Source organism: Larkinella arboricola, assembly GCF_003259745.1.
Classification (GTDB): domain Bacteria; phylum Bacteroidota; class Bacteroidia; order Cytophagales; family Spirosomataceae; genus Larkinella; species Larkinella arboricola.
This window is the reverse complement of record NZ_QLMC01000009.1, coordinates 1-24280: the sequence shown is the minus strand read 5'-3', so window position 1 is coordinate 24280 and position 24280 is coordinate 1. Positions and strand designations below refer to the sequence as shown.

Sequence of the window (24280 nt, the reverse complement as noted above, 5' to 3'; positions counted from 1 at the left end):
ATCCATGAGAAAGCACCACATACTTTTCCTGACCTTCCTGCTCCCGGGCCTGCTGCTGTCCTGCAACGAGCAGCTCGACCTGCCGACCGACGGGCGCATCACGATGGATCAGGTTTTCAGCGATTACAACCGGACGCGGGGCTACCTCAATTCGTGTTACGGCTACGTTCCCAAGCCCTACATGGACCGGGCCTCCTTTACCGACGAGGCCCAGGACGCCGACGACATTACACCCGGCTCGCGGTACATCGTCTGGTATGGCGGCAATGTCACGTCAACCAATTACAAGGACAACTCCGCCGATGGCAGTCCGTGGGGCAAGCTCTATGAGGGCATTCGCAAATGCAATGTCTTTATCGAGAACATCAAAACGGCGACGGTCTACGCCAGCGAGGGCGAAAAAGCCGCCTGGACGGCCCAGGCCCATACCTTACGCGCCCTGTATTACCTGCAACTCGTGAAACGCTACGGGAGTGTACCGATCTTCGACAAGCCGCTGCCCATCAACCACGACTTTTCACAGGACAAACGGGCGTCGTTCTCCGAGGTAGTCACCTTCATTCTCGCGGATTGTGACAAGGCCCTGTCGTACCCGGCCACGCGCGACGGCCTGCCCTGGGAGATTTATGATAATCAGTACGGAATCATGACGCGGGCCGTCGCCTACGCTATCAAATCGCAGGCGGTGACCTACGCGGCCAGCCCGCTCTGGTCGAATGGGACTTATACGTGGCAGAAAGCGACGGAGATCACGGCTGAGGCTCTGGGTCAATGCCTGGCCAACGGGTATCGGCTGTTCGACGAAAAACCGGCTGCCGACATTGCCCAGAACGCCTACGCGCTTTATTTCTTTACCACATCCAACGACCAGCGCGCGACCGACAAAGAGACCATTTACCATTGGGGCGACAACATGCAGGTGTGGCGGTATGCCGGTATGCCCACCAATCCGGGCATGGATCGCACCGGCCCCTGCCCTACGCAGGACCTCGTAGACGCCTACGAAATGGCCAACGGCGAAGCGCCCATTACCGGCTATTCCGACGCAAACCGGACCGTGCCCATTATTAACGCCAAATCAGGGTACAGGGAAGATAACCCTTACACCGGCCGCGACCCACGTTTTTATGCCTCCATTTATTACAATGGCGCCGTCCGCAACCTCGATCAGCCGAATGGCAAGAAAGTAGAAACCTTCGTGGGCGGTGCGGAGGAAATTTCGGAAATCAACCGCAAGCATACGCGGACGGGTTATTACCTGCGGAAATTCAACAACTACCGGTCGGGGCAGAATAACGATGCCGACGGAGGGGTCCGGCTGCTGCGGCTGGCCGAGTTGTACCTGAATTTTGCGGAATCAGCTTACCAGTCGGCGGGGCCGGATGCCGCCGTGAAGGTGGGCAACCTCACACTGTCGGCGCGGGACGCGGTGAATGCGGTGCGGGCGCGGGCGGGGATGCCGGGCTTTCCGGCGGGAATGGCCAAAGAAGCCTTTGAAAAGAAATACCGCAACGAACGTCGCATTGAACTGGCCTTCGAGGAACACCGCTTCTTCGATGTGCGTCGCTGGAAAGTCCTCGACCAGACCGACCGGTTCGTGACGGGGATGCGGATCACCCGGAGCGGGACGAACTTTGTGTACAAGCGGTTTAAATTCCCCAACCGCAACGCCTTCACCGACAAATATTTGCTGTACCCCATTGACCAGAGCGAGGTTGACAAGATCGTCGGCCTCTCCGGCACGGATTGGCAAAATCCGGGCTGGCTCGATTAACCCCTGTTGCTATGAAACCGTACAAAACCCTATCCTTCACCATCCTTCTATTCGCCCTGGTCGGTATCGCGCAGGCTCAGCCCCTGGCCGGTACCGACGATCTGGGCCGTACCTTGCCGCAGCACAACGCCGTGGGCGCTCCGAAAGCCAACCGGCAGGTCGGGATGTTCTACTTTCTGTGGCATGATGTAGCACCGGCCCGGGCGTGGGACCTGAACGAGATCGTATCCAGACATCCCGAAGTGCTCGAAGATTTTGACAATCCGCACTGGGGTGGCGACCCGAACAAGAGCGTCGGTATGTACTACTGGGGCCAGCCCATTTATGGGTATTACAAAGCCGACGACTATTGGGTCCATCTCCGCAGCATCCAGCTCCTGACCGACGCCGGGGTGGATTTTCTGGTCATCGACGCAACCAACCGGCTCACCTACGGCAAGCAGGCCGATGTGCTCATGAAAGCCATGGATGCCGTGCGCGCCCAGGGTCGCAAAGCGCCGAAGATCGTTTTTTACACCAATACCCAATCCGGCGAAACGATGCAGGAGGCCTATGATCTGTTTTACAAGGAAGGCGCACCCTACCGGCATCCCGACTGCTGGTATTACCTCGACGGCAAACCGCTGATCATTGGCATCACCAAAGAAGCCGATGGCAAAAATTTCCAGTCCTTCTTTACCTTCCGCGAATCGCAGTGGCCGACCGAAAAGCAGAAGGTGAACGGGTGGCCGTGGATCTCGTTCACCCGACCGCAGAAGGTCCATTATAACAGCAAAGGCGAGGCTGAGATCATCAACGTTTCCGTTGCCCAGCACCCCAATCCGACGGCAGGAATGGGCGGTTCGGCCTTTTACGGAAACAAGGACAACTGGGGTCGCAGCTACCGCAACGGTTCCCCCGGCGACCCGAAGAAGGACATTGTCTACGGTTACAATGTGCAGGAGCAGTGGAATTTTGCCCTCAAACAGAATGTGCCGTTCGTCTATGTCACCGGCTGGAACGAATGGATTGCCGGGAAGTTTCAAAGCCACGACTCAAACCCGGAACATTCGTGGTTCTGCGATCAGGCCAGTCCGGAATACAGCCGCGACATTGAGCCTTCATTGACGGCGGGTTTGAAAGACCATTATTACATGCAGCTCGTCAGCAATGTGCGCCGGTACAAGGGCGTGGAAGCGAACCCGTCCCTCGGTTCGGCCAAAACCATTACCAAACTCGACGACTGGAAAGCCGTAACGCTCACCTACCGCGATTACACCGGCGACACCCAGGAGCGCAACCACCCGGGCGCGCAGACCGAGCCCGCGCATACGTACGTGAACAAAACCGGCCGCAACGATTTCGACCAGCTCAAAGTAGCCCACGATACCAAAAACCTCTATTTCTACGCCCAGACCACCGCCAGAATCACCCCCAACTCCGGCGACAACTGGATGCGTCTCTACCTCGACACCGATCGCAACGCGACCACCGGCTGGAAAGGCTATGACTACCGCGTGGTGGGCGGCAATACCCTGCAACAATACCGCTCCGGCAACTGGCATAACGTGAAAAAGGTGACCTATCAGGTGCGGGATAACCAGCTGATGATCACCGTTCCACGTACCGATCTGGCCAACCTGAAAGCCCCCCTGAACCTGGAGTTCAAATGGTCGGACAACATGCAGGTGGATACCGATCCGCTGGACTGGTATGTGAACGGGGATGTGGCGCCCGGTGGCCGGTTCAACTTCATCGTGAGCCAGTAAAGGACTACCAACCGGTTTGAAGCCTGAAACAACCTGACTTTTAAGACCTGAATCCATGAAATACAACCTGACTTTTCTTTTTACCTTACTGACGATCACCCTCAACGCCCAGAATTACTCCGCCGAAGTTACCGTCACCGACGCCGTAGGCCGAAAATGGCCCGACCACCGGCAGGCGGGGGCCTTGAAAAAGGATAAGTTTGTGGGTCTCTTCTACTGGACGTGGCACACCCAGCAGTCGAAGAACAACCCCGCCCTGAATGTGACCGAGTACCTGGCCCGCGACCCAAAGGCGGTGCAGGATTATAACAACCCGATCTGGCCGAAGCGAAAAAGTCCGTGGTTCTGGGCCGAGCCATTGTTTGGGTATTATGTGGATACCGATGCCTGGGTGCTGCGCAAACACGCCGAAATGCTGGCCGACGCGGGCGTGGATATGGTCATTTTCGACTGTACCAACGGCAATCTTACCTGGAAAGAATCGTACATGAAGCTTTGCGAGGTGTGGACCCAGGCGCGGAAGGACGGGGTCAAAACCCCGCAGATTGCCTTCATGCTGCCTTTCTGGGTTGGCGACGGCGGCAAAGAGATCATTCGTGAGATCTACCGCGACCTTTACAAGCCGGGCAACTACAAAGATTTGTGGTTTATGTGGAAAGGAAAACCATTTATCATGGCCGACCCCGCCTTTACCGAACCCATCAAAGGCCGGACCCCGGAACCCGCCCTGGAAAACGAAATGCGCGCGTTCTTCACCTTCCGGCCCGGACAGCCGGTGTACAACAAAGGCCCCGAAAAGCCCGATCACTGGGGCTGGCTGGAAATTTACCCGCAACACGGTTTTAAGAAGAATGCCGATGGCACCTTTGAACAGGCCACCGTCGGTGTAGCCCAGAACTGGACCAAAGAACGGGGCCTGACCGCCCTGAATGCCCCCGGCTCATTCGGGCGAAGTTATACCCACCAAAAAGGGCACATCACCGAGCCGGGGGCCGTGAATTACGGCTATAATTTTCAGGAGCAATGGGACCGTGCGCTGGAAATCAACCCCGAACTGGTGTTTATTACCGGCTGGAACGAATGGATCGCGGGGCGGTACGATGTGTGGCAGCAGCAAACCAATGCTTTCCCCGACGAATTTGATCAGGAAGGCAGCCGGGACATCGAGCCGATGAAAGGCGGGCACGGCGATAATTACTACTATCAAATGGCCGCCAACATCCGTCGTTTCAAAGGTTTACCGCCTAAACAACCCGTTTCCGCGCCGGTCACGGTTCGCATCGACGGCAAATTCGAGGAATGGGCCTCCGTTACCCCGGCCTTTTCGGCGCACAAGGGCAATACCATCCCGCGCGACAGCCCCGGCTGGGGAAGCTTCGTATACCGCAACAACACCGGCCGCAACGACATTGTCCTCACCAAAGTGGCCCGCGATGCAGACAACATCTACTTTTACGTCGAAACGGGAAAACCGCTCACGCCCAAAACGGACCCCGGCTGGATGCGGCTTTTCATCAACACCGACCGGGATAAAAATACCGGTTGGGAAGGCTACGATCTGGTGATCAACCGGGTGAACCCGGCGCAGAAGGCCATTGTCGAGAAAACCGACGCGGGCTGGAACTGGCAACCCGCCGGAGAAGTGGACTATGCGGTGAGCCAGAACAATCTGGAGATCCGAGTGCCTAAAGCCATGCTGGGCCTGCGTGGGGAACCGGATTTTGAGTTTAAATGGAGCGACAACATGGTCACAGAGGGCGATGTGATGGATTTCTGGTTAAACGGAGATACAGCGCCCGCCGGTAGAGCCAATTACGTGTATGCTACGGGTCAATAATCTTAAGAAGGCTTTTTAAATCTAACTTTTTTATGTCACCCGGAAGCCATTCTGGCTTCCGGGTGTTTTTCAGCACGCGGGCAAACAAAAGCGTTCCTAAAAGACGGCTATCCTTCCATCGGCGGTTCGGCTTTTTTCCAACGACAGCAGGTGATACCTACTCCCATTCAGAGCGGAAATAACCGGGGCTTGTCTACGGGAGAATAGGCCGGGAGCCTTTCCAGCGTAGTTTCTCGTTGGACAGCAGCCAGGTACGGCCTTTGTCGTTGTTACCTTGGTAAAATAAATAGGTTTGTCGGTCGTCGTCTTCAAAAATATGCGGGTGGCCCGACTCGCTGGCATTCCAACTGCCCGGTGCTCCGTTTCTTAAAAAAGGGTCTGATTGCATCCGCTCCCAGTGCAGCCCGTCTTTGCTGCGGGCAATCCCAATCTGCTGCGGCCAGTTGTTGTAGGCCCCGGCGTAAAACATCACCAGCTCACCCTTTCGCTCAATTATCGAAGCGCCTTCGATACACTCACCTTCCCACGGTAGTTCCGGCTTCAGAATGGGCCCTTCGGTGGAGAGTTGCTGCCACTCATCCCGGTTGAAGGACGTGGTCAAAGGCGTCACTGCTACGCCCAGAAGCTGTTTTTTATAGGCCGGATCGCGGGTTGCAAAATAGAGAAAGTACTGGTTTTTAAACCGGTACACTTCCGCATCAATGGCCCGGCCACAATTCCACGAACCCGTCGGGCGGAAAATCGGGTTGGTGGCGTTGCGCGTAAAATGAATACCGTCGTCCGACCAGGCATGGCAGATGGCATCTTTCGGGCCGCCCCCGTACGTTTGATAAAACAAGTGTACCTTTCCGTCTTTCAGCAAAGCGCCGGGTGCGCAGATCCCCGCTTTTTCGTAGTCAGCCACGGGCGGAATCTCGCCAATTTTCTCCCAGTCAATCAGGTTCCGGCTTTGCGCCACCCCAATGCCCCAGCCGTGCTTGACGCCACTGGAATCCGTATAAGCCGGTATCGAAAAATACATCAGGTAACGGCCCTTGAATTTGACGACGTGCGGGTCTTTGGCGTAGGGCCGACCCAGCCGCGACTGATCTCCGTACATCATTTTTGGCGTTTCCTGGCGGTTAACAACAGGCGGCCGCAGCCAGTTACTGCTTAACGTTACCAGGAGCAACAGACAGATGGGTAACGTAAAGTGATCCTTTTTCATAACCTATAAATTTCTGTAACGGGGTTTTGAATTGCTCAATCCGACACCAGAGGCCTCTCGATACAAAACTATTGCTGATTCCCAGAAAAGGGTTCAATTATCAGACGATGTTCGTCCGTGCCTCTGTTTTCTGGCAATGTATCAAATCTGGTTCATTTGTCCATCCTTTCGTTAATGCAAGGTTTTGTTGTGACTCCCGTAAATTGGTTATTACTTATTCCTATATTTCGCGTCAATATGCAATTATGGCCTTATTCCGACAACATACTGATCGCGAATTAACGAATCTTATCGCTGAGGATAATGAGGCTGCTTTCGCCGAACTGTATAACCGGTATAAGGGAGTACTCTACCTGCATGCGTATCGAATGCTGGGCGATGAAGATGAAGCGAAAGACATTTTGCAGGAATTATTTACCACGTTATGGGTCAGGCGAAAAGAGCTGATTTCTATTTCTACGGTTTCGTCTTACCTCTACCAATCGGTCAGAAACCGGGTGATGGACGTTATTGCCCATAAAAAAGCAGAGGAGAAATACATCGATTCCCTAAGTCAGTTTATAGCGTCGGGAGAATACATGACCGATCAGAAAGTACGGGAAAACGAACTCCAGTCGATCATTGAATGCGAAGTGGCCCGCTTGCCCGCCAAAATGAAGGAGATTTTTGAGTTGAGTCGAAAAGAAAATCTTTCTTACAGGGAAATTGCCGATGAACTGAATATTTCGGATAAAACCGTAAAAAAGCAGGTAAACAACGCCCTTAAAATTCTTCGGCAACGAATCGAAATTATAGCGGTTTATTTTCCTTTTTTCTGATTCGTTACTTTTTTCTTCTTTTCATCTACTACCAAAGCCGTCTTTATCCGTCTTACCGGTACAAATGCTTCCGGTAAGGTTTATGGAAAGAGATCAGGCAAAAGAATTACTCCGAAAATACAGAGAAGGCACCCTGACGGAACAGGAAAAGGCCATTCTGGAAAGCTGGTATCTGAACGTTGCCCGATCGCAGGACCAATCATCGGACTTTGCCGCTCTGGAAGAAAATCTTAATTCCGTCTGGCAATCTCTGCCCCTGCACCAATCAGCCGTTAAGAAGCTTCCGGTTAGCCGCCCACTGACCAGGTGGATTTCCATAGCCGCTTCCGTATTGATGGTCTGCTCGGTGGGCGGATTCTGGCTGTATAAATCCCGGCAAGCAAAACCCGTTGCCAGGATTGCCCCGCCCCATACGGACGTTGCACCGGGTGATAACCGGGCCCTGCTCACCCTGTCCGACGGTTCGAAAATCATTTTGAACGACACCAAAACCGGGGAGCGCATCCAGCGGGGCCATGCGTCGATTGTCAAAACCAGAGAAGGGCAGATTGTTTTTGACCTACAGGGCTTACCAAAAACGTCTGAAAAAGAAACCCGGCAAGGATATAACACGCTTTCTACCCCCAAAGCGGGGCACTATCAGGTTAAGCTACCCGACGGTACCCAGGTATGGCTCAATGCCGTTTCCACCCTGCGGTTTCCGGCGGTATTCAATCGCAAAGAGCGGCTGGTTGAGGTAACCGGCGAAGCGTATTTCGAAGTGGCGAAGATGACGGATGGCAAAAACAGGATTCCTTTTAAAGTAGTAGCGGGCCAGCAAACGATTGAGGTGCTGGGCACTCAATTTAATATCAACAGCTACCGGGATGAAAATGCGATAAAAACGACCTTGGTGGAAGGCCGTATTCAGATTAACCTGAGCGGGCAGCCGAAAAAAGGAGTCATTCTACAGCCCGGCCAACAGGCACAACTGGCGAAGGGCGGTCAGGAACGACCATCGGAGTCGGCGGAGCTTCGCGTTCAGCAGGTTGATGTCGAGGGGGTTGTGTCCTGGAAAAACGGTTATTTTCGATTTGATCAGACCACGCTGCCCGAATTGATGCGGCAAATCGCCCGCTGGTATGATGTGGAGGTACGTTTTGAAGGACCCATTAAAGAATATGAATTCGTGGGGCAAATTGAACGCAGTGCCAACCTATCCAAGGTCCTGAAAATTCTCGAACTGGGTGGGGTTCATTTTCGAACAGAAGGAAAAACAATCATTGTAACCGAATAAAACCCTTAAATCCTTAACCTTAACCCCATCAACGCCTATGCAGAAATAAGTCAATCTATTCTGGCATCCTGATGCATAAAACCGTTCCGGATGCGACCCGGAACGGTAGTGTGTATTGGGATCACCCGGTCGTTTCGCAGGAAGCGAACAGGACCCTATTGCTTTTTCCAAACAACATTTAACCCAACAGCCAAAAATATGCAAATATTTTTAGTCGGGAAAGGTGCGTATATACAGCAGCGTGCCTTCCCCAGAGTATTCTTAATCATGAAACTGACGTTTCTGCTCCTGATTGTTGCCTGTCTTCATGTATCGGCAGCGGGCTATTCTCAAAATTTAGCCCTGTCGCTGAAAAACGTCCCGCTATCCACCGCATTCCGGACGATAGAGGCCCAGAGCCGCTACAAGTTTTTTTATGATAACAAGATCATAAAAAAGGCGAAAAAGGTATCGGTCGAAATCAAAAGTGCGGGCATTTCGGAGATCATGGACCAGATCATGAAAGATCAGGCCCTGAGCTATACCATCGTCGATAACATTGTTGTAATCAAGGAGAAAGCACCACCCGTGCGGGCCAAACCAGCCGAGAAAACCGTGTCCGTTACGGTACCCGCTCCAGTTCCGCCCAGACGTATAACCGGCAGCGTTAGCGATCAGAAAGGCGAAGCCCTACCCGGTGTTACCGTCGTGGTAAAAGGAACAACGAGAGGCACAACCACCAATGAGCAGGGCCAGTTTGAATTGAATCTGGCCGATGAGGATGCCGTGCTGGTTTTCTCTTTTGTCGGATACGTGTCTCAGGAGGTAGAAATCAACAAACAGACTCAGCTCACGGTCACGTTGCAGACCGATACCAAGTCGTTACAGGAAGTGGTGGTTGTCGGGTACGGAACGCAGGCCCGGGCGACGCTAACGGGTTCGGTGGTTACGACAAAAGGCGAAGACCTCAAACAAAACCCGTCGGTCAATTTATCCAACTCCTTAGCCGGTCGGCTGCCGGGTATTGTCGCCAATACGCGTTCCGGCTTGCCGGGTAGTGGGGCTTCGATTCTGATCCGGGGGCAAAGCACGCTGGGCAACAACAGTCCGCTCATTGTGATCGACGGCGTTTGGGGGCGGGGCGGATTCGAGCAGATCAACCCGAACGATGTGGAAAGTATCTCGGTTTTGAAGGACGCATCAGCCGCCATCTACGGTGCCCAGGCCGCCAATGGGGTTATCCTGATTACGACCAAACGGGGCACTTCCGGCAAACCCGTCATCAGTTATACCGTCAATCAGGGCTTTTCCCAACCCACCCGGCTGGCCCGAATGGCCAATTCGGCGACGTATGCGGAATACATGAACGAACTCCTCAATTACCAGGGGCAGCCGGACCGGTTCACGGCGGACGCCATTGAAAAGTTCAGAAACGGCAACGATCCGCTCAACTATCCGAATACCAACTGGCAGAAAGAAGCCCTGAAAAAATTCAGTGTGCAAAACCAGCAGAATATTTCGGTCCGGGGCGGCAGCGAAGAAGTGAAATACTATGTTTCCGGCAGCTTTGCCAATCAGAACGGTATTCTGAAAAACAGCAATATTGACTATCGGAATTTCATCATCCGGTCGAATATTGATGCGAATTTATCCAAATACATCCGGGTCAGCCTCGACTTTTCGGCCAATCATAAATCTACGGTTTATCCATCCATGGGCGTTTCGTCCATTTTCCAGACCATATGGCGCAATTATCCTTTTCTACCGGTTTATCACCCGAATGGCCTGCCCGCACCCGGCATTGAGCGCGGAGAAAACCCTTTGCTGATGGCGTCGGGTGACGCGGGCTACGATAGCCAGAAAGACAACATCTACCAGACGATGGCTTCGTTTGAAGTCAAAATGCCGTGGGTGGAAGGGCTGGCGGTCGACGGTTTTGTGGCGCATGACCGCACCTACTCACCCGATAAATTATTTAGAAAACCGTGGAAGGTGTATGACTACAACGCCCAGAATGATACCTATACCGAACGGTTGGGCGGCTCGGTCAGCCAGCCGACGTTGCAGGAAACGTTTGAAACCTCAACCCGCACGACGCTGAACCTGCGCGCCAAATACGACAAATCGTGGGGTAAACACAGCACGAGCGGTTTTGTCGCTGTTGAACAGACCGAAACGATTGGGAGCAACTTCTGGGCGTCGCGCCGGAATTACCTGAGCAGCGCCATCGACCAGCTTTACGCGGGTGGAGTGGCCGGCAAGGATAACTCCGGAACGGCTTTCGAAACCGCCCGCCGGAATTTCTTTGGCCGCGTGAATTACAATTATTACGACAAGTACCTGATCGACTTCAATTTCCGCTACGATGGCTCGCAGAATTTTCCGTCCGGGAAACGGTACGGCTTCTTCCCCGGCGTGTCGGTGGGCTGGCGATTGTCCGAAGAGCGATTTATCAAAGACGGTTTACACTTCATTGATAACCTGAAACTTCGGGCTTCCATTGGCAAAATGGGGAACGACCAGGTCGATGCTTTCCAGTACCTGTCGACCTATGCGTTTGCCGACGGTTTTTACTTCGCCGACCCGGTTTCGCAGCTGAATCGGGGGCTTACTCCCAATCCGAACATTACCTGGGAAGTGGCCCGAACCACCAACATTGGTCTGGAAGCTACCTTCTGGAAAGGGTTACTGGGCGTTGAACTGGACGTATTCAACACGCGCCGGAATAATATCCTGACCGCCCGCAACGCTTCCGTTCCCGCTTATACCGGTTTGAATCTTCCAAACGAAAATATCGGTATTGTGGAGAACAAGGGCTTTGAATTGCAGGTTTCGCACGCCAATCGAAGCAACAAGATCGGCTACCGGCTGATGGGCAATGTGGCTTTCGCCAAAAATCGGATCATTGATATCGACGAACCGGCCAACCAGCAACCCTGGCAGATGCGCACGGGCTACCCGATGGGCACCAGCCTGTATTACGACGCCATCGGTATTTACCGCTCGGAGGAAGAGATTAAGAGTTCGGCTCATCCGACGGGAACCCGGGTTGGGGACCTTCGCTACCGGGATATCAACGGCGACGGTGCCATTGATGCCAAAGACCGCATCCGGACCGAATACACCAACGTCCCCCAGCTGACCTTTGGCTTTACGGCCAGCGCAAACTATAAAAACTTTGGTATCAGCGCCTTATTGCAGGGCCAGGGCCGGGTCAACCAGTACATATTCCTGCAATCGGGTTTGCAGGGCAACACCTTGCAGGAGATGGCCGATAACCGTTACCGGCCCGAAAACCACAATTCGACCTACCCCATTCTGCCCACGTACGATGCCGAGATCAGCGGCTACCGTTCAACTTTCTGGTTACGAGATGCCAGTTTTGTGCGCTTGAAAACCGTTGAACTGAGTTACGATGTGTCACCGGATTTGCTCTCCAAGATAAAAGTCCGCAACCTCCGGATTTACGTCAACGGTTCGAACCTGTTTACCTTGGACAAACTGAAATATTTTGATCCGGAAGGAACGAGTGAAACGGGCGGTTTCTATCCGCAGGAAAAAATTTATAACCTGGGCCTTAACCTTACATTCTGAGCCATCCCATGAAAAGTTTACTGATCAAAAACCGGCTGTTCCGGGCCACTTTTTTACTGCTTTTACTGACTCAAAGCGCCTGCGATGACGGTTTTCTGGAACGCCAGCCGCTGGACAAAATATCGGAAGCCGATGTCTGGAAAGATGAAAAGCTCATCGAAGCCTTCGTCAATACGTGCTACAATGTGCGGCACGGTTTTCTGGTTGATTATTACATGATGCCGCTGACCGACGAAGCCTACCGCCGGGGCCGTGAAACGTTTCACCTCATTAACCGGGGCGAAATTACACCCGTCAACAATGTGGCCCTCGATCACTGGAGCAACTTTTACAACATTATTACCAACTGTAATATCTTCTTCCAGAAAATTGAGCAGGCACCGATTGGGCAGGAAATAAAAAACCGGATGATTGGGGAAGTATCCTTTCTGCGGGCCTATGCTTATTTCCGCCTAATCAGTTTTTACGGTGGCGTTCCGCTGATTACGAATGTTTTCAAACTCGACGATGATTTTGCCGCTGTGCGAAATTCGTACGAAGAGTGTTCGAGCTTCATCGTCAGCGAGCTGGAAAAGGCGCAGTCGCTGCTTCCGCTGTCGTATACGGGTTCCAATCAGGGGCGAGTCACGAAAGGGGCGGCCCTGGCGTTAAAAGCACGGGTCCTTCTGTACGCAGCCAGCCCGTTGAATAACCCCCAGAATAATGCCGAAAAATGGCAAAAAGCCGCTCAGGCCGCCAAAGAAGTTATTGATCTGGGCATTTACCAGTTACAGCCAAATTATAAGGCGCTGTTTTTGACTCCGTTCAACAGTGAGGTAATCTGGTCAAGGCAGTTCAGGAATAACCTGAGGGTAGAACACTCGATTGATCTGCACTTCTACCCGAACGGATCGGGCGGCTACGGTCAGGTAAACCCGCTGCATAATCTGGTGGATGCGTTTGAGATGAAAAGCGGCAAGCTCCCCGCCGAGGACCCGAGCTATAATCCACAAAACCCGTATGCCAACCGTGATCCCCGGTTCTATGACTGCATTCTGTACGATGGTGCCAAATGGCAGGATCGGGAGCTGGGTTCCTATCTGCCGGGCGGACCGGATTCCAGCGAAGGAGCCGAGGGCTGGAATGCTTCCTTTACCAGCTACAGCGTCCGGAAATTCATTGATGAATCCGTTCGTCGGCCCAGCGCAACCAATCTGGGTAACACGCCCTGGATTTTTATCCGGTATGCCGAAGTGCTCCTGAACTATGCCGAAGCCCTGTATCAACTGGGCGACGAAGCCAAAGCCCGGGAACTGGTCAATCAGATTCGAAGCCGGGAAAGCGTAAAAATGCCGCCCATCACGGAAACCGGTCCGGCGTTGCTCAAACGCATCCAGCACGAGCGGCAGATTGAACTGGTGTTTGAGGAACACCGCTTTTTTGACGTGCGACGGTGGAAGATCGCCCTGCAAACGGATAACGAAGACGCCAAAAAAATGGTGATTACCCGGAATCCGGCCACCGGCCAGAAAACTTATAAAGTAGAAGTGTTCCAAGCCCGGGCTTTTCAGGAACGGAATTACCTGGTTCCGATTCCGCAAACGGAAATTGAACGAAACGCCCAGCTTCAACAAAATCCAGGCTACTAAACCGGTGCTAACTATGAATTTATCCCCATACCCGAAAAAAGCGGTCTTGTTGGTTATTGCCCTTGTCGGCTCGCTTTGTTTTTCCCATTCTGCGGCTGCGCAGGAAGACCTGTCGGTATTTCCGTACTGGAGTTACGAAGAAGGGACGCCTTCCAAAAGCCTCTACAAATATCTTACACAGCGGGCGTTCAGTCAGTTGGAAAACCGGCGACAGGCGGTTGAAAAGCTGAAAACGAAAGCCGACTGGGAAAAACGGCAGGCCGAAGTCCGGGCAAAACTTCAGAAGATTGTCGGGCCATTTCCGGCCAAAACGCCCCTCAATCCGGTCATCACCGGTACCATTCAGCGGGAAGACTTCACCGTTGAGAAACTCTATTTTGAGTCGCGGCTTCAGTATTACGTGACGGCGGCCCTGTTTCTGCCCAAAAACCGCTCCGGGAAGCTGCCCGCAATTGTGTATTGCAGCGGGCATAGTTACAACGGTTTTCGGCAGGATGGCTACCAGCGCATCATTCTGAATTACGTCAAGAAAGGGTTTATTGTTCTGGCTTTTGACCCAATTGGTCAGGGCGAACGGCTGCAATACGACGATGAGGTTGTGAAGAAATCGGCGGTAAACGAGCATTCGTATCCCGGCGCTCAATCGTTTATTTCGGGCTTATCGCCAGCAAATTATTTTATCTGGGACGGTATCCGATCGGTTGATTACCTGCTGACGCGCCCGGAAGTAGACCCGGCCCGGATTGGGATTGCCGGACGGTCGGGCGGAGGAACGCAAAGTGCTTACATTGCCGCGATGGACGACCGCATTGTGGCTGCCGCCCCGGAATGTTACATTACCACGTTTGATAAGCTGTTGCGCTCCAAAGGTCCGCAGGACGCCGAGCAAAACCTGCTCTACGGCCTGGAAAACGGGATTGATATACCGGATTATCTGGAAGTGCGGGCACCAAAGCCGACGCTGATTGTGGCTACCACGATGGATATTTTCAGTATTCAGGGGGCGCGGGATGCCTATCAGGAGGCCCGCCGGGCGTATCAGGCTTACGGAAAAGCCGAAGCTATGAATATGGTCGAAGATGATGCGGGCCATGCGTCAACGGCCAAAAACCGGGAGGCTTCCTACGCCTTTTTTCAGAAGTACCTGAATAACCCCGGCAGCCCGGCTGATCTGGATGTGGAATTGTTTAAGGACCAAGAGCTTTTCGTTACCCCAACCGGGCTGGTGCGGAATTCCCTGAAAGGCGAAACCCTGTTTTCGCTGAATCAAAAATACACCCAGACACTGCTGAATAACCGGGATAAACGCACTGCGGAGGCCGGAAAAAACCTGCGGGAAAAAGTTGTGGCGCTGACCGGCTACGAAAAACCGGCTTCCGGAACGGATGTTATTTTTTCCGGACGGATGCAGCGCGAGCAGTACGCCATCGAAAAGTACCTGATTAAAGGGGCCGGAAATTATTACATTCCCGTTCTGTGGTTGAAACCTAAAAACAAGGCCACCAAAACCCTGTTGCTACTGGACGAAAGAGGAAAGGCAACAGCGGCCAAAACCGGCGAATGGGCCGATCAGTTGGCGAAAGAGGGTTACGAAATCATTCTACCAGACCTGAGTGGTACCGGAGAACTGGGAGCCGGTTATCTAAAAGGGGGTGATTCGGTGATCGAAGGAATACCGATCAATTTATGGTTTACCGGGGTGCTGACTCACAAGAGTCTGGTGGCTGTTCGGGCGGAAGAGATTGAAATCCTGACCGATTTCATCAAAAAAAGTACGGGACCCAATCAGCCCCTTGCGGTATCAGCCTTCGGAACGTTGAATGCCGATTTGCTCCATGCGGTCGTACTTAAAAACTCGTTCGACCAGATCGTTCTTCTCAACCCTCTGATTTCGTATCAGTCAATCGTTGACGGGAAGCATTATAAGACCAAGTATGTGCTTTCGGCGGTAGCCGGAGCCTTACCGGTTTATGATCTTCCGGATCTGGCGACAGCCCTGCCAGCAGATAAGCTACTGATTATTAACCCGGTCGATGCGAGCGGGGAAGGCGTCAGAACCGATAAGGCAAAAACCATCTACCGGAAAGGTAACTCGCCCGTAAACATCCGCCAGGATGTGAAGCCGGATGGGTATGCTGCCGAGATAAAAAGCTGGGTACGGTAAAGTTCAGGCCCGGAACCATCAGAACTTTAAGGTTTCTGATGGTTCCGGGCCTGAACTTTTAGCATTATCTATACGTCGTCGGCAGAAAGTGGAAACTGCGAATCAGGACGCGTTATTTACCGCTCTAGGATCTTTGCGCCACTCCAGTCGCACGAACGAGCCGCCGATAAAGGAGCGGACATGACCGGAACAATCGCTGAAAAGCTGATTAATTGAACGACCGTCTGAAGGCCAGGGGCGACAGGTTTGTTTTCGATTTGAAAAGTTTACTGAACGATTGCGAGTGCTCAAAGCCTAAAGCGTAGGCCACTTCGCTGACCGATAAATCAGTCGTGGACAGTTTTTCCTTGGCTTTTTCAATCAGTTTGTCATGAATATACTGCTGCGCATTTTGTCCGATCAGGGACCGCAGCATATCACTCAAGTAACTGGGCGATAGGTTTAAATGGTCCGCCAGATAGCCGACACTTGGCAGCCCCTGACTTAACGATGATTCCTGGTCAAAATAATGATCCAATAGCTCTTCCAGCTTTTGTAACAGATTGTGGTTAACGGCTTTGCGGGTAATAAACTGACGTTTATAAAAACGGTTCGCATAGTTGAGCAACAACTCAATCTGAGAAATAACCACGTCCTGACTGAAGTCGTCGATGCGGCTGGACAATTCTTTTTCAATCATTTTAAAGATCGAAAAGATCGTTTCTTTTTCCTCTTCCGAAAGATGCAGCGTTTCCCTGGTGGAATAGGAGAAAAAACCATACTGTTTAATGGTTCTGGCCAGATCGTATCCTAAAAAGAAATCCGGGTGAATCAGCAGCGTATACTCCGAACACGCGCTGACGTCGTTATCAGGGCTGCCCACAAGCTGGCCGGGAGCCGCAAACAACAAACCGCCTTCATCAAAATCATAATAGCTCTGGCCGTATCTTAATTTGCCGGTTAGTTTTGGCTTATAGGCTATTTTATAAAAGCCCAGCACGTGGTAGTGCGGGATTTTAGTCTCATCGACCTGTGTGTAGGAACCATTGATCAAACTGACCAACGGATGCTGAGGCTTCAGTAGACCGAAGGCCCGGTGTGCATCGGTCAGCGATTCCATTTTTTTCGGACTATTTTCTTCTTTCTTCATCTGTCAGACTAGAAAAATGATAACCGATACTGGTTAAACTATCGGTTATCACAGGTCTCTCATCAACCATTTTCGCGGCATTCAGGTTCGCTATTCGGATTACCCCTGCGCCGAATTGGAAACGTCTTCCCAGGCTTCCCAGGTGGCTAACCGCTGGGCATAGGCCGTACGCACTCCCGATAAATTATGGCTGCCGAGGAAGAACCGGAGTGGCGGTTGTGGGGCATCAACAATTTGAAAGAGAGCCTTTGGCGTTGCCGCCGGATCACCCCGGTCCAGTTCCTTCAATTCCTGGAAGAACTGTGCTTTAAACGCTGCGTAGATGTCTAGACCCTGGGCAAACTTCAGGGATTCCGGGCTTCCGAACTCGGTGGCGTAGGCGCCCGGCTCGATGATGGTTACGTTGATTCCGAACGGTTTAACTTCTTCAGCCAGGCTTTCGTGGATGGCTTCAAATGCCCATTTCGACGAAGCGTAATAGCCAATCACCGGTAAGGTGACATGACCCAGATTGCTTGATGTGCCCAGAATATGCCCGCTCCCCTGCTTTCTCAATAAGGGCAAAGCCGCCTGAATAACGGAAACCGGGCCAATGACATTGGTTTCGTACAGGGCACGAATATCATCCGCGCTGGCTTCCTCAATGGTGCTAACCAGTGAATAACCCGCATTATTCAACACAATATCAAGCCTGCCGAAGTGAGCGTGCGCTTGCTCTACGGCGGCTTTTGCCTGCTCAGGCCGTGTTACGTCAAGCTCCAGGGTTAGCACGTTCTGGCCATATTTTTCATTCAGGTCGGCAATGCTTTCCAGCTTACGGGCGGTAGCCGCCACCCGGTCGCCACGCTCCAGGGCGGCCTCGGCCCAAATGCGTCCAAACCCGCGGGAAGCACCCGTGATGAACCAGACTTTCGGAGACGTTACCAGATTGGATGCCGTTTGAAGGCTTTCCTTTTCATTCTGCTGTATCATGATTTATACCTTTACTTTTGATAGATCAAAGGTCTGGGTATATCACTGGTTATCTGTAGCCGAATTGAGGGGATTTGTAGTCAAAATGAGAAAATACCGCAAGGTTCAATCCGGACAGACTGCTTGATTACCTGCGTGACATGATAGACCCTCGGTATTCCATCTTCGTGTCGGCAGCTGGTGCTATACAGGAACACGAGCGGGGTTGAATCCATGCCCTGATGAACCTGGCTGGCCTGACTGACCGGAAACGGGGTTCCGCCATACAAAAAGTTGCGTAAGCCATTACCCGTAAAAATGCAGTGTCTAATGCCACAGGCGCGGGTCAAGCAGCAACGGTTTTTCCTCCACGATCCGAATCGATGCAAAAGTCGGATGCGCCGGATGAAGCAGGTAGTTAATCCCATCGGGCAGCACCGAAGAAGGTACGCCCAGCGCCAGCACGTCCGGGCGGGTGAGCCACTCCGCCAGGATTCTCTGACTGTTTGCATACGTTGGCTCGTTCCAGTAGGCGGGCAGATCCTCCGCCCTCAGAAGCCGCTGGCTATCGTCGGGAATTTCCAGTTGAAACAGCTGATAGGCAGGCAGTTCCTGATACGGTACCTGCGGCATATGCACCAGAATCTCAAGCAAAGCCAGCGCCGGATGTTCCGCTGTGTAGAGAATACCGATGCCGGGCGGATTCCAGCGTCCTCCATTGAGACGGGTTCCGGTTACGTCCAGAGGACGATCGGCGTACCGCGACCGCACAACTCGGTAGACTATTGCCATCGCCTAACCGAAAATACCGTAATCAATGCGGCCCAGAACCCGATCCACCAGCGTATAACCTGTTACGGTATCGAGCGATTGCAGCGGAGTCTGCCCATTGAGTTCCCGCAATGGGGCGCGCAGCCAGTTCAACACCGTCGGGGCGCGTCCTTCGAACGTATCCAGCGCGTGCCGCAGTAGATTTTCCAGCAGCAGTAGCCGCTCAGAAGCATCCTGACTGATGCGCTGGTCTTCTTTGAGCCGGTGCAGGTAGGAAGTGGAAAGCCCCAGAGCCACAGCCAGTTCCTTATCGGTAATGCCCACCAGCCCGGCTACACGATCCGCATCCCGGCGCAGGACACCCTGCCGACTGCGGGTAATGATTTCTTCCGCACTCAGCAGCGGAAGCGGATTCAGGGAAGGAAACGATAAGGAAGTTGCCAGCGCCATACGAATGAACTTTTACACTAAGATAAGTAGATAAGTTCACTTTATCAAGCCGCCCGTTTGCTCCAGAGAAGATAAATCTGGGCTTTGACGTTACAGGAAGGCATTTATAGGGACGAAGTTGCTGACTCAAAATAGCGTGAGCAGACCTATCATTGTCTTTTGCTTTCAGTAAATCCGTTTGAAAAGGTTATTAAATAGTTATTAAATAGTGGGTATTGTGCCACCGTCAATTACAAATTCTGTTCCTGTTAAATAAGCGGCTCTTGGCGAAACCAGAAATCCCACCAGTTCGGCAACCTCTTCGGGCCGGGCCGGTCGGCCATACGGTATACCACCCAGGGCATCCATGACGCTTTGGGCAGCCTGCTCTACCGTGATGCCTGAACTTTGGGCAATTCGGTCCATCATCGCTGTGGCGGCAGTTGTCATTATCCAGCCCGGCGAAACCGTTAATACCCTGATTCCTTTGGGTGCTACTTCGTTGGAAAGGCTTTTACTATAATTAATCAGCCCGGCTTTGGCCGCAGCGTAGGGTAAGGTAGAGTCGTACAACGGTAATCGTCCCTGAATAGAAGCGATATGAATAATGACCCCCGTGCGGTGTTCAACCATTTGGGGCAAAAATCCCCGGTCAAGGCGAACCGGGGCCAGCAAATTGGTCTGAAGGGTAGTTTCCCAATCTGCATCGGTCAGTACGGAGAAGCCGCCACCTGGCGTTTGTGAACCACCGAGATTGTTGACAAGAATGTCGAGCCGGCTATAGGTAGCTAACACCTCATCAACAACGTGTTGAGTTCCTTCCGGTTTGCTCAAATCCGCTGAGATGAAATGAAGATGCGGATTGGCTTCTTCCGGTTTGTTTCTGGCTGTAATAATGACCGTTGCTCCGGCGGTTTGCAATCGTTCGGCAATGGCTTTGCCTGCGCCTTTAGTACCACCGGTCACCAGCGCAATCTTCCCCGATAGTTCATTATTAAAGTTAACTGCTTGATTCATCGTTCTGACGTTTACCGCACAAAATTCAGCGGCTCGGCAGTAAACTACAAGTACGGAAAAGGGATTCAGATAGGGATAAATTTTTCCCTTATTGCCCGTCTTGGTACATAGCGTTAACTTTATAATATGTACGAACGAAAAACGCCCCTTGACCTTAATTGTGGTCTGGATTTGGTTGGCGAAGTGCTCTACGGCAAATGGAAAATCCGCTTGCTGTGGTTTATCCATTCAGGCCATAAACGTCCCAGCGAATTACACCGTAAAATTCCTGCGGCTTCCAGACGGGTTTTGCACATGCAGCTCAAAGAGCTGGAAGATCATGACTTGGTTACAAAAGTGGTTTATCCGGTAGTGCCCCCAAAAGTAGAATATAGTTTGACTGATTTTGGAAAATCATTAATCCCAATCATTTCTGCTTTAGGTCAGTGGGGCGATGAACATGAGGAACGTTTGCGGACTCAAATATCAAAACGATTATACTCCTTGTCGAACGGATAGAACAACCGGTTTCACCGGCGGGATTAGAACATACAGAGACGCCGACGGTCTTAAAAGCTACAAAACCCGTTGATAACCAACGGGTTTTGTAGCTTGTTCAATTATAAAAGTCAGGGCAACGGGCTGATCTGTAGCAGTTCACAACAAGTGCCGGTTTCCTTTACGTTAAGGAATTTTCACCACTTTCAGTCGCTGAACCTCTATGCCCTCTCCTACTTGTAAAACATACATTCCCGGGGCCAGGCCCGCACCCGTCTGAATGAATTGGCCGTCTGGATCAATCTGGTTTAGCTCCAGAACCTTGCTACCATAAGCGTTAAACAGCGATACCGCCACAGATTTCTTAACGTTGCCTTTCAACTGTAGCGTAAACGAGTCGGTGAACGGGTTGGGATATGTTACTACCTGCGTTCCTTCCGCCGTCGCTCCTACACCGGTCCGCGCCCCGGACGATTGATTAATTACCGTAAAATTTACCGTCAAGAGCTGGCCCGCTGTGCCTGACGCATTGGCTCCTGTATAGGGAGTGGCCGTCAAGGTGTAAGCACCTACCGGAGGCACCCAGTTATTGTAATTACCATTGCTGTCACCAAATAAGGCATACGGTGCCCCGGTTTCGGTTTGTGTACGGTTTTGGCGGCCACTGAGCACGAGCTTGACCGAACCTGTTATTGCCGGACTGGTGTTAGCCCGGATGTTTAGATTAGAACTCGTCAACCCCGCCAGATTAATAACATCATTCTGGGCCAGGGTACGAATATCCTGATCGGTATCAGCATTAATCAGGGTGAAATGTGTTGCGGCTAAACCGACTGCCGCTGGTCCCATTACTTCAATGGCTGAAATCTTGGGCTGGTTGGCCGAGGCCGAGAAATCAATGTTCAGCATGCCGTCGGTGACCGAAATCGTAAACGGTTTAACCACGGCCGTCATCGTACCTACTTGGGCCAGAATGTCGTAGTTGACCAGTTCGGGTGCTCCGCCTTCCAGATTGACACTAAAAACCCGCTGGCCTGGTCCGCCCGCCCGACCACCGGTAGCTCCCCAGTATATCTCGGCAAAATGCAGATTAACCGTATAAACCCCAGCCGCCGGTACAGGCATGGCAAAGCTGAAAGAGCCCAGGTTAGCGTTTGCGCTGTATTCGGTCAGGTAGATGGCATCGTTGTCGGTACCGGCAATGCTGGTAACTTTCGGGTTGGTATACGCTTTACCACCGGAAAAATACTGGCTGGCACTCCAGGCGATACCATTGGTCGTCACGGCTGGCCCTCCGGCATTGATGCGGGCTACAACCGGACCAGGACCGCTGCCTTCCACCGTAAAGGTAATGCTGGCTGTTGCCGTGGTGTATCCGGGAGCCGTAGCCGTCAGTGTATAGCTGTAAGTACCCGGAGCTAAACCGGCCGGATTCAGTGTAAGCTTTACAGATGCGCCGGATTCATCCGTTGTACCCGACCCGTTGGCAACTGTCAGCCAACCTGGCAGAGAAGCCGTATTGATCGTATAATTAACCTGATCCGAATACGTTCCCAAAAGTGCATGTAATGGAACGATTTCACTGGCCGTTGCCGAAGCGGTTAATTGATTAGGCCAAAAACTAAGTACGTTGCTTTTGGTGCGGTTGATACTTTTAACCCAGGTCGTATCCTGACTTTGCTGGCTACCCGGCGCTCCCCCCTGCGATACAATGTAATAGGAGCCAATGACTTTGGCAGAGGTCGCAATCAGGCGGGTAGGGAGCTGGTCATACAGTGTCCAGGTGTCATTCGTCGGGTTGTACTGTAAGATATTCTGACCATTCCGTTCTCCACCCGTTACCATAATTTTCCCATCCAGCACAAACGTCCCCGGTTCCATGTGAGAATTAGCATAGGGTAAATCTTTTTTCTGGGTCCAGGTATTGGTCAAAGGGTCGTATTGGTGAACCATTTTTTGATCCTGTCCTCCGGTGCAGTCATGGCCATACTGCCCACCAATGGCGTAAATTTTCCCTCCCACGGTAGCAACTCCAAAGTGATTACGGGGATTGGGCAAAGGGGCAAAACCCGTCTGCCAGCCAGCCGCAGGATTATCCAGATCATAAACAAAGTGATCTCCCTTGTCGTCATTGCAGATGAGTGCGCCGAAGCCGCCAAAAAAGTGCAGCTTACGACCCAGGCGGACCATTCCTCCTCCGGCCCGGGGGGCTGGTAGCGTTGGGCCCGCCGACCAGGAGTTCGATGCAATGTTGTATATCCAGACTTTATCTGTAGCCGGGCCGGGATTATTACCCACTCGTCCGCCAGCGATCCAAACCGTGTTATCAACCACGGCAATTCCATTATGGGTAACGGCATACGGATTACCCTGGGGATCACTGGGCATTGGTGCCAGGAGCGTCCACTGGTTAGTTACCGGGTCGTAGACTTCATTGGTATTATTAATTTTTAATTTAGGAGCTAATCCTCCAAATACATAAATCTTATTGTTATAAAGGACGCTCTGCCCTTCCGAACGTTTTCCTTTCGCCAGGGTCCGAAAGGTCCAGTTAGCAAAAACCGGATCTTCGAGTTGATAAGACTGTTGTGAGTAGGGTTCAGTAGTGGTATTAATTCCGCTTTTGGAAGCCGTTCGCTGGATCGGAAAGATTTCGGCAGCCTGCGTAGGGATGGCTGAGCTAAAAGCCATTAAAAGCCAAAAGGCCATTACTGAACAACAGGTAAGTAGATGTCGGTAAGCCATAATTTTCTGGGTTGCGGTTAGAAAATAGAACGTTCATGAAGAATAGAATAGCTAGCGTGATTGTAACGGGATGATAAGAAGAAGGTTCGCTAAAAACTGTACTAATGAGTCTAAACGGTATACAGTGTAGAGTAAGGGTATAATTTATTGGCCAATAGTATTAATTTTCCAATAATATACTGCATTATTGATTAATGATAAGATCAACGGCTAATAAAATAGCCTGTAACATTATTTTGTGGAGAACTAGCGGTTGTGTTTAGCTCCGTATAATCTGATGCTGTAGACGCTTGAGGACTGATTGGCGGCTGGCCAAACGCCCAAGTAACCTGAGACTCTTCACCAGACTGGATGAGGGGTAGATAAAAACACAAAAAGCCAACGGTGTTTGTCCGTTGGCTTTTCGTATACTTCTCTTTTTCATATTGGAAGTTACCGCTGAAATGGTATGTGGTTACATTGTCAGGTCATTAGTACGGCTCGGCTGTAACGGTCTCCCGTCCTGCACCTGCCGCCTATCCACGTCATCGTCTCTAACGTCCTTCAACAGAAGACTCATCTCCGGGCCGGCTTCGCACTTAGATGCTTTCAGCGCTTATCCAAACCCCACGTAGCTACCCGGCCGTACCGTGGGCACAATAACCGGTTCACCAGCGGTGAGTCCACCCCGGTCCTCTCGTACTAAGGGCAGCCCCCGTCAATCTTCTAACGCCCACCACAGATAGGGACCGAACTG

General features: G+C 52.1%; 16 protein-coding genes and 1 rRNA gene. 9 read left to right on the top strand and 8 right to left on the bottom strand.

Annotation, left to right across the window (positions count from 1 at the left end; genetic code table 11):
* Positions 1–4: 4 nt before the first annotated feature.
* From LX87_RS26275 to LX87_RS26265, 3 genes are read left to right on the top strand one after another with little or no spacing between them, the layout of a single operon-like run.
* Positions 5–1774 carry a RagB/SusD family nutrient uptake outer membrane protein gene (locus LX87_RS26275; RefSeq protein ID WP_111631295.1) on the top strand — a complete coding sequence of 590 codons (1770 nt, stop codon included), beginning with the start codon at positions 5–7 and terminating at the stop codon, positions 1772–1774.
* 11 nt (positions 1775–1785) lie between these two features.
* The gene (locus LX87_RS26270) at positions 1786–3522 is read left to right on the top strand and encodes a hypothetical protein (protein ID WP_111631294.1); all 1737 of its coding nucleotides are present in this window, start codon (positions 1786–1788) and stop codon (positions 3520–3522) included.
* 55 nt (positions 3523–3577) lie between these two features.
* Complete coding sequence (locus tag LX87_RS26265; protein ID WP_211325375.1) at positions 3578–5359, top strand: hypothetical protein; 1782 nt, start codon at positions 3578–3580, stop codon at positions 5357–5359.
* 193 nt (positions 5360–5552) lie between these two features.
* On the opposite strand, the gene LX87_RS26260 is transcribed toward LX87_RS26265, so the two are convergent.
* Positions 5553–6566, bottom strand: a complete 1014-nt coding sequence (locus LX87_RS26260) for a family 43 glycosylhydrolase (RefSeq protein ID WP_111631293.1) — start codon at positions 6564–6566, stop codon at positions 5553–5555.
* Positions 6567–6811: 245 nt separating this feature from the next.
* Between LX87_RS26260 and LX87_RS26255 the strand changes: the two genes are divergently transcribed.
* The 5 genes from LX87_RS26255 (at position 6812) to LX87_RS26235 (ending at position 16025) form a co-directional block, all read left to right on the top strand.
* Positions 6812–7384, top strand: coding sequence for an RNA polymerase sigma-70 factor (locus LX87_RS26255; protein ID WP_111631292.1), 573 nt, complete (start codon positions 6812–6814; stop codon positions 7382–7384).
* Positions 7385–7466: 82 nt separating this feature from the next.
* Complete coding sequence (locus LX87_RS26250) at positions 7467–8660, top strand: FecR family protein (RefSeq protein ID WP_170139469.1); 1194 nt, start codon at positions 7467–7469, stop codon at positions 8658–8660.
* A 267-nt stretch (positions 8661–8927) separates the two neighbouring features.
* Positions 8928–12233, top strand: coding sequence for a TonB-dependent receptor (locus LX87_RS26245; RefSeq protein ID WP_170139468.1), 3306 nt, complete (start codon positions 8928–8930; stop codon positions 12231–12233).
* An 8-nt stretch (positions 12234–12241) separates the two neighbouring features.
* On the top strand, positions 12242–13861 hold the full coding sequence (locus tag LX87_RS26240; RefSeq protein WP_111631289.1) for a RagB/SusD family nutrient uptake outer membrane protein: 1620 nt from the start codon (positions 12242–12244) through the stop codon (positions 13859–13861).
* Between the two features lie 13 nt (positions 13862–13874).
* On the top strand, positions 13875–16025 hold the full coding sequence (locus LX87_RS26235; RefSeq protein ID WP_146624567.1) for an alpha/beta hydrolase family protein: 2151 nt from the start codon (positions 13875–13877) through the stop codon (positions 16023–16025).
* A 208-nt stretch (positions 16026–16233) separates the two neighbouring features.
* On the opposite strand, the gene LX87_RS26230 is transcribed toward LX87_RS26235, so the two are convergent.
* From LX87_RS26230 to LX87_RS26210, 5 genes are all read right to left on the bottom strand, one after another.
* Positions 16234–17154, bottom strand: coding sequence for a helix-turn-helix domain-containing protein (locus LX87_RS26230; RefSeq protein ID WP_111631287.1), 921 nt, complete (start codon positions 17152–17154; stop codon positions 16234–16236).
* A 99-nt stretch (positions 17155–17253) separates the two neighbouring features.
* Positions 17254–18126: an SDR family NAD(P)-dependent oxidoreductase gene (locus LX87_RS26225; protein WP_111631286.1), complete on the bottom strand. Its 873-nt coding sequence runs from the start codon at positions 18124–18126 to the stop codon at positions 17254–17256.
* 306 nt (positions 18127–18432) lie between these two features.
* Positions 18433–18897: an RES family NAD+ phosphorylase gene (locus LX87_RS26220; protein WP_111631285.1), complete on the bottom strand. Its 465-nt coding sequence runs from the start codon at positions 18895–18897 to the stop codon at positions 18433–18435.
* A 3-nt stretch (positions 18898–18900) separates the two neighbouring features.
* Positions 18901–19326, bottom strand: a complete 426-nt coding sequence (locus LX87_RS26215; protein WP_111631284.1) for an Xre family toxin-antitoxin system antitoxin — start codon at positions 19324–19326, stop codon at positions 18901–18903.
* Between the two features lie 201 nt (positions 19327–19527).
* Positions 19528–20322, bottom strand: a complete 795-nt coding sequence (locus tag LX87_RS26210) for an SDR family oxidoreductase (protein WP_111631283.1) — start codon at positions 20320–20322, stop codon at positions 19528–19530.
* Positions 20323–20448: 126 nt separating this feature from the next.
* Between LX87_RS26210 and LX87_RS26205 the strand changes: the two genes are divergently transcribed.
* Positions 20449–20820, top strand: coding sequence for a winged helix-turn-helix transcriptional regulator (locus LX87_RS26205; RefSeq protein WP_111631282.1), 372 nt, complete (start codon positions 20449–20451; stop codon positions 20818–20820).
* Between the two features lie 165 nt (positions 20821–20985).
* Here the strand turns inward: LX87_RS26205 and LX87_RS26200 are convergent, their stop codons facing one another.
* Positions 20986–23490 (bottom strand): Kelch repeat-containing protein, encoded by a 2505-nt coding sequence (locus LX87_RS26200; protein ID WP_170139467.1) that lies wholly within the window; start codon positions 23488–23490, stop codon positions 20986–20988.
* Positions 23491–23994: 504 nt separating this feature from the next.
* A 23S ribosomal RNA gene (locus LX87_RS26195) occupies positions 23995–24280 on the bottom strand; the annotation flags it as partial.

Excerpts from the sequence above, each read along its gene's own strand:
- LX87_RS26260 (WP_111631293.1), bottom strand. The coding sequence starts at position 6,566 with ATGAAAAAGGATCACTTTACGTTACCCATCTGTCTGTTGCTCCTGGTA.
- LX87_RS26215 (WP_111631284.1), bottom strand. The coding sequence starts at position 19,326 with ATGGCGCTGGCAACTTCCTTATCGTTTCCTTCCCTGAATCCGCTTCCG.
- LX87_RS26265 (WP_211325375.1), top strand. The coding sequence starts at position 3,578 with ATGAAATACAACCTGACTTTTCTTTTTACCTTACTGACGATCACCCTC.
- LX87_RS26200 (WP_170139467.1), bottom strand. The coding sequence starts at position 23,490 with ATGGCTTTTAGCTCAGCCATCCCTACGCAGGCTGCCGAAATCTTTCCG.
- LX87_RS26220 (WP_111631285.1), bottom strand. The coding sequence starts at position 18,897 with ATGGCAATAGTCTACCGAGTTGTGCGGTCGCGGTACGCCGATCGTCCT.
- LX87_RS26250 (WP_170139469.1), top strand. The coding sequence starts at position 7,467 with ATGGAAAGAGATCAGGCAAAAGAATTACTCCGAAAATACAGAGAAGGC.
- LX87_RS26275 (WP_111631295.1), top strand. The coding sequence starts at position 5 with ATGAGAAAGCACCACATACTTTTCCTGACCTTCCTGCTCCCGGGCCTG.
- LX87_RS26205 (WP_111631282.1), top strand. The coding sequence starts at position 20,449 with ATGTACGAACGAAAAACGCCCCTTGACCTTAATTGTGGTCTGGATTTG.
- LX87_RS26240 (WP_111631289.1), top strand. The coding sequence starts at position 12,242 with ATGAAAAGTTTACTGATCAAAAACCGGCTGTTCCGGGCCACTTTTTTA.
- LX87_RS26255 (WP_111631292.1), top strand. The coding sequence starts at position 6,812 with ATGGCCTTATTCCGACAACATACTGATCGCGAATTAACGAATCTTATC.
- LX87_RS26225 (WP_111631286.1), bottom strand. The coding sequence starts at position 18,126 with ATGATACAGCAGAATGAAAAGGAAAGCCTTCAAACGGCATCCAATCTG.
- LX87_RS26235 (WP_146624567.1), top strand. The coding sequence starts at position 13,875 with ATGAATTTATCCCCATACCCGAAAAAAGCGGTCTTGTTGGTTATTGCC.
- LX87_RS26270 (WP_111631294.1), top strand. The coding sequence starts at position 1,786 with ATGAAACCGTACAAAACCCTATCCTTCACCATCCTTCTATTCGCCCTG.
- LX87_RS26230 (WP_111631287.1), bottom strand. The coding sequence starts at position 17,154 with ATGAAGAAAGAAGAAAATAGTCCGAAAAAAATGGAATCGCTGACCGAT.
- LX87_RS26210 (WP_111631283.1), bottom strand. The coding sequence starts at position 20,322 with ATGAATCAAGCAGTTAACTTTAATAATGAACTATCGGGGAAGATTGCG.
- LX87_RS26245 (WP_170139468.1), top strand. The coding sequence starts at position 8,928 with ATGAAACTGACGTTTCTGCTCCTGATTGTTGCCTGTCTTCATGTATCG.